Source organism: Pseudomonas sp. GR 6-02, assembly GCF_001655615.1.
In the GTDB taxonomy this organism is placed as follows: domain Bacteria; phylum Pseudomonadota; class Gammaproteobacteria; order Pseudomonadales; family Pseudomonadaceae; genus Aquipseudomonas.
In genome coordinates this window covers 806,681-818,221 of the sequence record NZ_CP011567.1, presented here as the reverse complement: position 1 = coordinate 818,221, position 11,541 = coordinate 806,681, and the positions used below count along the sequence as shown (strand labels likewise).

Sequence of the window (11,541 nt, the reverse complement as noted above, 5' to 3'; positions counted from 1 at the left end):
GCCCCAACCTAACTCAGCCGTTCATCACGCTCTTCGATGCCGTGGCCGTGGCCGTGGCTGTGGCTGCGCCCCCCCTGCGTGCATTGCCTGCTTGTTTCCACCTCGCCTCGCTGACATCATCAAGCCATCACTTGGGATGAGACTTGTCATTCCAACTCTCTCGCAGGTTCCGCCAACTCCAGGAAAAACCCTACACATGACGCAGCTCCTCAAGGACGAACTTCAAACACTGTTAAGCGGCCTCGTCACTTCCGATATTGTCGTAGCCAGCACCTACGTTGCTGCCTTGCTAGGCGGCGATTCGATACGCGGCAGCGACGACCGTCACGTAGTAGGCCGATTGACAATTCCCGAATACGGTGACTCACGTCCCAAGCAGGGCGTGGATCCTGCCAGTGCACTCAACCGACGAGTGGAGGTGCAGCTGGTGGTAGCCACGCAGCTGCCAACGGCAAATTAGCGCAATGCAGCCCTTATTCTGTATTGGCCGGCTGCTCCCCTGAACCTGATATAGACACCGAGAGGTAAGGATAGATGACAACTACAGGAATCGAGTGCGCCGACGAACTCTTCGCCAGCCTGCTCAGCGCCACGCCCGATGAGGTGGACATGTTGGTGGACATCATCACCGACTTCTCGAGAGGTCGCGCCGGCCTGGACGCGGACGTCAAGAAGCGGCTGGTACAAGCCAAGCACAGCTCCCGACCTGCCGGCTACGACCAACAGCAGCTCGAGCTGCTGGGACAAGAACTGCAGCAATTTGGCGGGCACTCGGCGATGAATCTGGCGCGTCGTTTCCTGAAAAAGTCCGCTGTGTCCTATGCCGAAATCGTCAACGATGTTTATCGAAAGCTCAATGGCAGCGACGCAGCGAGCAGCTCCGTGGCCGACAAGGAACGGCAGATCGCCTTGGCGCTGTTCGGTGCCGGCTGGCGCGAATTGGCGCCCAGCGATCGTTTTGAGCGCGCCACCAGCACCAAGGTGCTGGCCGGGCTGTTCAACCTCAAGGACGCGCTCTCAGTGAGTTCTGGCACCGCGGTCGGCCTGTCGGCAGCAAGCAGCGCGGCGTTGTTCACAGTGGCAACCACGGGGTTTCGCCTGAACCCCATCGGCGTCGCCGCCACGGCTGGCATCGGTCTGCACAGCAGCCTCGCCGAAGCCTATCGGGTAACCGTACCATTTGTGGCCCAGATGGGCTGGATCCGCCTGCGCCGCGAAGCGCCTGCGGCACGTCCACCGGTGCAGACCAATGTGCTCCCCCCCACGCCGGGCAGTTCAGAGCTGGTCGTGCAGAACGGCCAGGGCGAAACGCTGCTGAAACTCAACACACTGCAGCGACCGCCTGCAGGCGTACATCGTCCGCTACCCACCGACCAGATCAGCGCGCTCAGCCCGTTGCTGGCCAATGTGCCGGGGCTTGCCGCGCTAGGAGAAATGTCCAGGGGCAACTATGTGGTTTGTAGCCTGCCCTTCGAGACATTGACCAAAAACGCCAACAACGATGGCAGCGTCAGGGCCTTTGTCCGTACCGGCGGCAAGATCAGCGAGCAGGCCAGCCTGTCATTGCCTGAGGAGCTGCAGAACGTGCTGCTCAGCGGCGCGGTTTGGAACGCGGTGTCCTCAGCCGTAGGTCAGAAGCACTTGCACGATATCAACGAGAAGCTGAACGCCATTAAACGCCAGCTCGACACCGTGCTGCGCGAACTGGACGAAGCCCGCTGGGAATCGCTCGCCGGAATGGTTGACTATACCCAGGACCTGCTCGAACACTACGCGCAAGACGGCATCAGCATCTACGCCGTGCAGACCCTCGAAAGCCAGCACAGCCAGATCACGGCACTGCGGCAATTCTTCGACCGAAAAATGAAAGAAGAGCTGGACGACGCACAGGCTGTCGAGGCCGACAAGCTGTTCGGCGCAGACAGTGCCCGCCAGGCGCTGAAAGGCAGCCTGGCGAAGATGGAAGGTTGGGTGAGTGGATACCTGCAAGCCACTCAGTTGCAGGTTGTGAACAGCGCCTTGCGCTATATGGCTGAGCCGCAGCAACGTCACCGCAGTGCCGCAGCCAAGGTACTTGACAGCCTGGCGCAGCTCGACGCTATCGCCGCCCAGAGTCGCAGTGTGTACAGCTCACAGATGGAGCTGACCAGCTCACGCGTCTTCAGCCTCGACGCCTCGCTAAGCCAAAACTTCACGATGCAATTGGACAGCGTTGCCGGTACGCTGGCGCAGGGCCCATTCGACACCCGCCAGCTGCACCAATCGCTATTCGATCAAGGTGAACGTCAGGTATTGCTGCGTTATCAAGATGGCCAAATCGCCGAGGCGCAGCTGCTCGAACGGGCGATCTAATTAAGGGTTGCCAGGGTAGCCAGCAGACAAGGGCATGAACGTCACAACGCGAATGCTCCTGCCGCGTTTCAATCGATGCAAAGCCACGGCCGCAACTGAGCCCGGTTCGCCAGCACCAGTTGCTGGGCCTCGGGCTTGGGGTCGTTGACATTGGAATTGATCTGGAAGCGTTGCACCACGTACTTGACCAGCGCATTCTGCCCTTCATCAGCGTCAAGACTCCCATGGACCCGGACCTATTCGGCAACCTGTGCATCATCGATACACCGGACTATAACCCTGGCACGACCGGTGGGGGTGCTGCTTCAAACCGCAGCACTGCAGCTTCCTTGGTCAATCAGGCATAGGCATTGGTCTGAGTCATCGGGCTTGACCCGGCCGGAACCATCGACCAGTCCGACATTGTATTCATCGAGTCCACGCCGTTCCATGCAGAGTCGCTGTACATCGTGCTGAACAAAGCTGATGTGAAGTCTTAAGGCTCAAAGCCCCGTCCTGTACGCAGCTCGATAAAACGGGCGACACTATCACCCACCTATTCTTCAGAATCGTCGCCGCGCCAGTAGCTCCGCGAGCGCCCCTTTGAGCCCCCTGCATTACGTGCGCTCAACTCCCGGGATATGCCAATTCGATCTGCTGATTGAACATGCCGCCAACCCCACAGTACTCACGCGGCACGCGCTCAAGATCCTCAGCAACCTGCACAATCACCTCACGCAATTCCAGTTGCTCAAACCAGCGAGCAGGAATCGCCGCAGCACCATATTGAGTACCCGACAAGTGTCCGGCGATGAGCCCGGTACTGTCACTATCACCGCCGTGATTCGGGTCGATGAAAACCATCGTTTTGCCTGTTGATGAAACAAGCATGAGGGGCCTTCGCGACAGGGAGTGTCGTGATCGGTTGAGCCGACAGTTTTCGCTGAGAACCGCATCCTGGACCTGAGCGCCATTCCGGATGCGGTGTTCAGAGCGAGGTTGTTGAGTAACCAGATGCATCCTGCAGGGTTTACTCGGTTTCGTGTTTACTGGCGAGGCTCTTGAGCAACACATTATTCATGTGTTTGGAATGTGTGCATATAGCGTCGGCTTCCCAAGGCTCTGCTTCCATCATCAGATACTGCTTAACACTGTCGATGGTGTTGTTTTTATAAAACTCTTTCTTCGCCGCGGGCATGAAATTACTCAGGCGGGAGTTCTTGTCATGGCTGATCAGGCAGAGATTGCCGAACGAATTCAGCGTGCCAGCGTCGAGCTGAACTTGTCCGTCTAATGGGTGCTGCGGGTAGTAATGCTCTACCGAACTACGGAAGGTGAATTCATAAGATTTAACCGGCTCGCTTGCGCCGTGCTCAAGCCAAAGCAGGTAGTCCAGAAAGTTGAACACCAGGTTGTTTTCGATGTTGCCAAACGTCAATCTGGACTCAAATTTCTCCGCCGTAATGCTTTCGCGGCGTGTCTGACACCCACCCTTGTTCTGATAAATGATCGCGTAGTAATCCAGGCCTGCCTCTGGAGCGAGAAAGCGGTCAAATACAAACGCCTTGGCGACCGACTCCATGTGCTGAAGATAAGCTTGAGCGTCAATCTGGTCAGCATGAAACAGGTGATGCAGCGCCGCATTCAGCCAGTGTTTGTAGACCAGCGTTGGCGTGGAGACATGAAATGCCGACAGCAGCATCAGAATTCGGCGGTTGATGCCTTCATTGCCGTCCTCTTCGCCGAAGGTATTCACATAACTTCCTCGACCAGCGCGGCTGCGCTCACCGCCCTCATTCCACTTGAAGCGTTTGAGGCTCCAGCCATCAGCGCCCTTGATGAACTCGCGCTTGATTACATACTGGTCAAACAGATACTTGCAGCGCAACAGGCTGAAGGTAAAACGCTTCACCGCGGCCACTGGGTCGGGTTGTTTTAATACGTACTCTTCAAAGGTGTCGAGCAGGCGTTTGTCATCCAGAGGGATGTCCGCTTGGATATCGACGCGCAGCACATGCAACAGGAAGTTCGGGAAGTTGATAATCGTGTTGAAACGCTCTGGCGAGTCCTCACTTGGCTCATCCTGCTTCGCAGCGACCGGTGCCTTGGCAATGATCTGATCAAGGGTCAAGCGAGTGTCCTGCTGGGCAGCCACCTCTTGCGTACTGTGCAACGCAGCCCGAAGCGAATCGAAGTCAGCGAGTTCAAACCGTCCCCAGTTCTTTTCGCCAAAAATGCTGCCACGCTGGCCAGGCGTGAAGCCCATTTGCACATAGCGCTCCATGTTGGCACAGGCTTCCCAAACTGCGTGCAAGCAATTCTGACTCCGCTCGCAGCCCTGCAACTTCTCCATCATCCGCGCCTTGAGCACTTCGTGCTTTTCCAGCTGCTCACCGCGGTTGTTCATAATCTCGAAGTAATGGTTCAGGTCCGTATCAGCCGGTACCTTAACCCTCATGATTTGTACGAAGTCAAACAAGTAGTCGGCGAATTGCTGAGGCGAAATTCCCTTCTCCTTCAGCTTCTGAGGCAAGACTTTCTGGATCAGCCGATAGCCATTGAGGATGCCAGTATTGATCTGCCTCTCGAGCAATACCTCGGCAGGATCGTCGTTGAACTTCCCCTCGAAGATGGCCGCAAAGGTCGCGCGCGAATGTTCGCGGCTGTCAAAGTGAATGCTCAAAGTCGAATACCAGGCGAGATCCACCAACCGGGTGTTTTTCAGATACGACGTCAACAACGACAGGGTCGTCAGCCGCTGTTGGCCGTCAATGGTTTCAAACACCGGGTTTTTGCTATCCGGACGCTCATACACCACCAGAGTGCCAATGTAGTAATTGCGCGCTTTATCCGAGGTCATTGGCAGGTAGTCGATCACGTCCTGAATCAGCTGAGTGATCTCACCCTCCTCCCAGGCGTAATTACGCTGATACATCGGGATAACATACTCAACGCTACCGCTCAGCAGCGCCTTGATGGAAAGCTGGCAAATTTCATTACTCATAATATTTCATCGCCTTGAACAGAGCCTCGATCTCACCGGTCCTGGTTGACTTCGTACCGCTCATCACCGCCAGGCTGCAGTTGATAAAGTCGGCAGGACGTGTGGCGTCCTTTATCAACCTGAACAGATTGTTCTCCAGCACGTGGTTATCCATGCTTGCCAGCTGCACTACCTGCATCTTCAGGCGCAGGCTATAGGCCCAGACGAAAACCTTTTCGATGGCGCGGGAAATATCCGCGTGACCAAACTTGTCGATGTAATAGATCAACAGGCAATCGAACATCGCCCGTACATAACAGTCGCCGGTTCGGGTTCTTGCCGGGTAAGTATTGAGGGTATCCATGATAGTTTTCGCATAACCATCGAGCCCCTCTGCACCCACCAATTCATGCCCGTTCCAGGACTTGGCGCTGATCCGCGCCACTTTGCTCTGGTAGTGGCTGATCAGCTCAAAAAAGCGCCGACCATTAATGATGAGCTGGTCCAGATGGAAGGGAAAACCGAGCTCGCGCGAGTCGATCTTGCGCTCGTACTGCCCGTTGTAGTTATCGACAAAATGGTGGGCGATGCGCAGTTGCTCCACATAGGGATAGCTGGCCACCGTATCGATGTTCACGCCCTTGAACAAGTCGCTGTCATCTTTGCTGAAGTAACGAGCCGAAACCCCTTTCGACCAGTTGCGGATGCGGTACAGGTACTGGGAGAACAGTGTGGCCAACTCCTTGGAGTCGCTGTTCTCCCAACGCGCTACAGTTGCCGCCTTCAATGGCTCATCATGCGGGCCGAACTCACGCAGATGATAAGCCTTGAGCAAATCATGGGGCTCTAGGTCCCGGCCCCGCGCATTCTGCGAGTCGAAGAATTGGAAGGCTTCCGACACATCGTTCAAGGCCACGGCCACGACCTGGCACTTGTTCAGGAAGAAGTCGATATGCACCTCGGTGAAGTCTGCGCGGGAAACGATGCGGGCCACCTCAAGGTAATTGTTGTGGATGTTCTTCTGCGAGATCTCGCTGCTAAAGCTTGGATTCACCATCGCTTGCTCAAGTTTTAGCAGGCGCTCTTGCAGGTCTATGCGTTCGAGCTTTTTTTCTTTGTTACGCTGAATCAACGCACGGGCCGCCAGCAGCAGGCTGACAGTCCGCTGCTGGCCGTCGACGATGTTCCTTGCCCCACCCTCTTGGTGAAAAACGATAGTGCCCAAGCGGTAGGCGGACTTGTCCTTGTGGATGGCGATATCGGAGAACAGTTGGTTGATGTTCTTCCCGGTCCACTTGTAGGGGCGCTGGTACTGGGGAATATCCAGCGCAGAATCCATCAGCAGTTCATAGACACTGACGATCTTGCTGGATAGTTCAGTGGGTTGCGGCAGGTGAATCGCTTCCGTGCTCAAATTGGTCATAGCAGTCGGGTTCTTCCGGTTATGAGTTCTTGCATCATGCCTTGCTAAGGAGAGCGGGTTAAGGTGGGCGGCAGACACGGATGCCGCGCACAGTAAGCCGCTGAGCTTTCGGCGCCAATACTGGACGTGTGCACAGGTAAGCAATCCGCTCACAGGTTGTTGGCACTGATCCACCAGGCAAGCGCCACTTGGCTGGTTTTTGCCTATTTGCAAACCCGAGCAGGAACTTACCTGTACTTATATTTGACATATCGCCGTCGAGCTCAGCGTGTTTTCAGCAGCGCCTCAAAGTCCGAAGCCTGAATATCCGAAGCCCCACTCAACATATCCCGCGCCAACGCCCGCCGCTTACTCAGCAACTCATCGAGTGTCGCTTCGAACGTCGGCATCTGTGCATCCCGAACCGTCGGGTAGTACGCATAGACATCCTTCTCCTGCCCAATCCGATAAGCCCTGTCAATTACTTGATCTTCCTTGGCCGGGTTCCAGCAACGGGTGAAGTGAATGACGTGGTTGGCTGCCTGCACGTTCACCCCAAACCCGACAGCGATGGTCGACAGAATGATGACTGCGAAACCCGGCAGTTCCTGGAATTGGTCGATCAGCCGCTGCCGGCTATGGGACTGATGTCATTCATCGGTGGCTATTTCAAAGCATCCTTGATGAAGTGGTATTCCAATAGGTATTCCAGGAATAAAACTAACCGATTATTTTCTATAAAATTCAAATAGATATGCGATCAATTCAAATTACCCCGGCCCACCAATCCGAAAACGACAAAGCCCGCCAAGTGCGGGCTTTGTCGCATCTGGGGTTTGTCCCTCCTCCTCCCTCCAAGCCCCAGCATACAAGCGGGCTCCTTTGCTTTGATTCTGCTGAACGGTTCTTGAAATGTAAGCGGCTGGCAAACACATGTGGACCGCGCGTTCAATAACCATCTGCGCTCGTGAACTGGTTAGGGTATCGGTTATTGTCCCAATCGGCGGCCGCGTCAGTAGACTGCCTGCGGTGAGTAATCAGCATTGGAGTTGCGCAATGGCGACGTTTAAGACCCGCAGACTTTTGATAACGCGCCTGTCGCCGGATGATGTCAGTTTTGTGATGACGATGGAGGCCGACCCAGAGGTCATGCGCTACACGACCGGAGTAGTTGCCCCTACCCCTTCTCGACGGAAAGAAGTTCTCGCCTATGTAAATTCTGCACCGCATGAGGGGCCAGGGCATTGGCGTGTGGAGTTACAGGGGAAACCAATTGGCTGGATAAGCCTCACCCCCCTAGAATCCACTGATCGATTTCAACTGGCATACCGTTTCGCTAAAGCCTTTTGGGGTAACGGATACGCTACAGAGGCCGGTGCGGCAATTCTCGATTATGCGCGTGAGGTGCTAGGTCTTTCAGAGTGTGTTGCTCTCGTCTGGCCCGATAACAATGCATCTACTCATGTTTTATCTAAGTTGCGGTTTCAATATGAAGGCTCTTCCGCGTACTACGGCAATGACGTGAATGTCTTTGTCCGTAAGCTGGATGTATAGGCTTCGGATGAAGCTGCCTTGGGTAGGCTAGACGGACTCCACTGATGCGGTAACAGTTGATGAACCTCCGTCACCCGCTGAGTCAAAACGTCCTTGAGGTAAGCATACGGATCATGCCCGTTCATGCGCGCAGACTGGTTCAAGCTCATGATCGCCGCCACTTAAGCGCATCGGTGAAGATGTCAGCGAAAAGCTGGACCACGCCGGGCATGTGCTCATCGACGGTATCCAGACACTCATCGGCACCCTGCCCAGTGTCGCCACCATCGAACGCCACGACGGATCCAGAACCTTCAAGAAACAATTCTGGCTCACACCACGCTCCGTCCTAGGAAATTTCCCTCAAAACGTATCGCCTTCCATGAACTAGCGGGCGCCGCTCATCGAGGATAGCCTCCAGGTGTCGCTGCAATTCAGCGATTGGGCTTTGACAGGCCGAAAAGTGTAACCTTTCACTCCTCCTGATCAGGCAGCATGCTCACGCGCATGCAGTCTCGTTTATGGCGGCTGTGCGTGGGGCATCTTCGGGTGCACCGGGTTCCTACACTACCGGTCTGTCAACCCGCGCACAGCTGCCACCCAATTCTGTTTGACAGCAGAGGGGCGGCCGCCTCCATAACTAGTGTAGGAGCATCAACATGAAGAAGATCACCCCCAACCCTCCAGAAACCGATACCCCTTCAGAACCCGAACCCCTCGACCTGACCCAACTCTCCCAAGCCACCCAACGCGCCGTCAGCGCCCGCTTGCGCAACCCGAAACACCCCGACCCCGTGAGCCATGTGTTCACCATCCTCCCCGACGTCGACACCCCCACCCTGCTCGGTCACGCCAGCGAAACCCTGGCCTCCCTGAACGTCATGACCACCGACCTGGCCGACCATCTCGAAGGCTCGCATCGCAATGTGGCATTGGCGATGCAGCAACTGGCCGTGCTGGCCGAGATGTTGATCAATCGAGTGCTGGATAACCTCGAATCGCCCCTGCCGGTGGTCGAGCCCGTCTGCCACTGAGTGATCGCGCTCGTTGATCGAATGGAGGTTTTGTCATGGATCGATACATGCCGATCACCGGCATCGACTGCACTATCGCGTCGCTGCTGATCGACACTGAAGCGCCGCTGGATGTGCTGCATGAAACGGCGGCTTACCGCATCCGCACGGCGACTCAATTGCTGGAGAGTTTCGCTGTGAACGAAGGCGTTCACAGTGAGCTGGCGCGGGTGTTGGTGACTTCGTTGCGTGATGGTTGCGATTTGCTGGATGTGGTGGGGCGGCGGTTGCAGCGGCAGGTTTCAGCGTCTTAACGTATCCGGCATAGGGCATCGTTGCCGCGCCCCAACGCAAAAAGGCACCTGACGAGAATATCGCAGGTGCCTTTTTTGTGGATTCGATTCAATGCGCTATCGATGCATGACGAGTATCGTGTTTCTCAATCATGCCTTTTGCTACGGAACAGATGATGAACAAAAGCGTTATATACGCCTTGGGTGCTGCAGCGCTGTTTGGTGCCAGTACACCGCTTGCCAAGGTCCTGGGGCTGAACGTTTCACCCGTCTTGCTCGCCGGTTTGCTTTACCTGGGAAGTGGCTTGGGTCTCACGGTTACCCGGCTGATCCGCGATCGCGGCTGGCAACCTGTCGGCTTAACCCTTTCCGAATGGCCATGGCTCATTGGCGCTATCGCGTTCGGCGGCGTGCTGGGGCCGGTGTCTTTAATGTTTGGCCTTACCCTCACATCCGCTACCACTGCTTCGCTGTTGCTAAACCTTGAGGCGGTGTTGACCGCCCTGCTTGCCTGGATGGTGTTCAAGGAGAACGCCGACCGGCGGATCGTCGCTGGAATGATCGCAATCGTTGCCGGTGGCGTGCTCTTGGGTTGGCCTCAGACTTCCGCAGGGATCCATGGCTGGGTTGGCCCGGTCGCCGTGGTGATTGCCTGTTTTTGTTGGGCCATCGATAACAACCTTACCCGGAAGGTTTCCGCATCGGATGCATTGTTCATCGCAGGCATCAAAGGATTGGTCGCCGGGGTCGTCAACTGCGCTTTGGGGATTGCTCTTGGCATGCATCTCCCTGAATGGTCTCTATTGGGGCCAACGCTACTGGTAGGCTTTTTGGGCTACGGCGTTAGCCTGGTGCTATTCGTTTTAGCTTTGCGGGGGCTTGGCACCGCGCGCACAGGTGCGTACTTCTCTACTGCACCGTTCCTGGGGGCCGCTATTTCGATCCTGTTGTTAGGCGAAGCGGTGACGTGGGTGTTTTGGGTGGCTGCCGGCCTGATGGGAATTGGCGTCTGGATACACCTGACCGAAAGCCACTCTCACGAGCACCAACACGATCCGCAAACACATGACCATCCGCATACTCATGACGAGCACCATCAACATGAACATGCCTTTGAGTGGGACGGCACTGAACCTCATAGCCATTTACACGACCACGCTCCCATTAAGCACAGTCATCCGCACTTTCCCGATATCCATCACAGGCACCAACACTGAGCGACTGAGACGGCGTGGCGGTTGCTCAGGGTCAACAGTAGTGGAAAAGGATTTCTCTGACAGATTAGAACCACGTCATCCTGGGAATTTTCCTGCAACCCGTAGCGACTGCCATGAACTGGTGAACAACATTTCTGAAAGATAGTCTTCACCCTTCGCTGCGACCCTGCGGATGGTTTTAACAAGCCGAAATTACGTAAGGATCCCTAAACCAATGGAACGCCCTTATGAAAAAGATCACCCGAATCCCACTGAAAAATCCGGCCACTTCACAACCTGAAACCCTCGACCCGACCCAACAGCCCAAAACCACCGAACGCTCCGTCAGTGCCCGCCGGCGCAACCTGAACAGGAACATCTTCAGCGTCCGCCCCGACGTCGACATGCCCACCCTGCTCGCTCACGCCAGCGAAACCCTGGCGTCCCTCAACGTCATGACGCTGGACTTTGCCGACCGACTCGAAGGCCCACAGCGCAATGTGGCACTGGCGCTTCAGCAGTTGACGATGCTGACTGAGCTTTTGGTCAACCGAGCGAAGGATAACCTTGATCCGAACGCGTCGGTGGCCGCGGGAGAGCCTCCCGTTCTTCACTGAGTGATCGCGCTCGTTGATCGAATGGAGTCTTTACCGCTCCCCCAACACAAAAAGGCACCTGACGAGAATATCGCAGGTGCCTTTTTGGGCTTTGAATGGGTAGAGATGTTCTGTATGCGTGACAATTGAAGCTGAATGTTACTTATACGAGACAATGCAGTGTCAGACGACTC

General features: G+C 55.8%; 10 protein-coding genes and 2 pseudogenes. 7 read left to right on the top strand and 5 right to left on the bottom strand.

The genetic code is table 11. The annotated features are described in order from the left end of the window. Positions 1 to 196 precede the first annotated feature (196 nt). Together PGR6_RS30305 and PGR6_RS03505 are read left to right on the top strand one after the other, a co-directional pair. Entirely contained in the window at positions 197 to 460 is a 264-nt protein-coding gene (locus PGR6_RS30305) for a hypothetical protein (RefSeq protein WP_064616117.1), read from the top strand. 74 nt (positions 461 to 534) lie between these two features. Next, the gene (locus PGR6_RS03505; RefSeq protein ID WP_064616116.1) at positions 535 to 2,352 is read left to right on the top strand and encodes a hypothetical protein; all 1,818 of its coding nucleotides are present in this window, start codon (positions 535 to 537) and stop codon (positions 2,350 to 2,352) included. Between the two features lie 606 nt (positions 2,353 to 2,958). Here PGR6_RS03505 and PGR6_RS03495 read toward each other — a convergent pair. The 4 genes and pseudogenes from PGR6_RS03495 to PGR6_RS03480 form a co-directional block, all read right to left on the bottom strand. Continuing rightward, positions 2,959 to 3,222, bottom strand: coding sequence for an ADP-ribosylglycohydrolase family protein (locus tag PGR6_RS03495; RefSeq protein WP_237229576.1), 264 nt, complete (start codon positions 3,220 to 3,222; stop codon positions 2,959 to 2,961). A 139-nt stretch (positions 3,223 to 3,361) separates the two neighbouring features. Beyond that, positions 3,362 to 5,335: a GmrSD restriction endonuclease domain-containing protein gene (locus tag PGR6_RS03490; RefSeq protein ID WP_064616113.1), complete on the bottom strand. Its 1,974-nt coding sequence runs from the start codon at positions 5,333 to 5,335 to the stop codon at positions 3,362 to 3,364. Then, the gene (locus tag PGR6_RS03485; RefSeq protein WP_064616112.1) at positions 5,328 to 6,737 is read right to left on the bottom strand and encodes a DUF262 domain-containing protein; all 1,410 of its coding nucleotides are present in this window, start codon (positions 6,735 to 6,737) and stop codon (positions 5,328 to 5,330) included. The genes PGR6_RS03490 and PGR6_RS03485 overlap by 8 nt, the downstream gene beginning before the upstream one ends. 263 nt (positions 6,738 to 7,000) lie before the next feature. Further along, a pseudogene (locus PGR6_RS03480) lies at positions 7,001 to 7,360 on the bottom strand (helicase-related protein); the annotation flags it as partial. A gap of 412 nt (positions 7,361 to 7,772) precedes the next feature. Here PGR6_RS03480 and PGR6_RS03475 point away from each other — a divergent pair. Further along, positions 7,773 to 8,270, top strand: a complete 498-nt coding sequence (locus PGR6_RS03475; RefSeq protein WP_064616110.1) for a GNAT family N-acetyltransferase — start codon at positions 7,773 to 7,775, stop codon at positions 8,268 to 8,270. Here PGR6_RS03475 and PGR6_RS30295 read toward each other — a convergent pair. Further along, positions 8,225 to 8,428: pseudogene (locus PGR6_RS30295) on the bottom strand (transposase domain-containing protein); the annotation flags it as partial. The gene PGR6_RS03475 and the pseudogene PGR6_RS30295 overlap by 46 nt on opposite strands. Before the next feature lie 480 nt (positions 8,429 to 8,908). Here PGR6_RS30295 and PGR6_RS03470 point away from each other — a divergent pair. From PGR6_RS03470 to PGR6_RS03455, 4 genes are all read left to right on the top strand, one after another. Beyond that, on the top strand, positions 8,909 to 9,283 hold the full coding sequence (locus PGR6_RS03470) for a DUF6124 family protein (RefSeq protein ID WP_064616109.1): 375 nt from the start codon (positions 8,909 to 8,911) through the stop codon (positions 9,281 to 9,283). A gap of 35 nt (positions 9,284 to 9,318) precedes the next feature. After that, a complete protein-coding gene (locus PGR6_RS03465) occupies positions 9,319 to 9,576 on the top strand; it encodes a hypothetical protein (protein ID WP_028939924.1) in 258 nt (85 codons plus the stop codon). A 155-nt stretch (positions 9,577 to 9,731) separates the two neighbouring features. After that, on the top strand, positions 9,732 to 10,772 hold the full coding sequence (locus PGR6_RS03460; RefSeq protein ID WP_064616108.1) for a DMT family transporter: 1,041 nt from the start codon (positions 9,732 to 9,734) through the stop codon (positions 10,770 to 10,772). A gap of 227 nt (positions 10,773 to 10,999) precedes the next feature. Next, entirely contained in the window at positions 11,000 to 11,368 is a 369-nt protein-coding gene (locus PGR6_RS03455; protein ID WP_018929439.1) for a DUF6124 family protein, read from the top strand. The last annotated feature ends 173 nt before the right edge of the window (positions 11,369 to 11,541 follow it).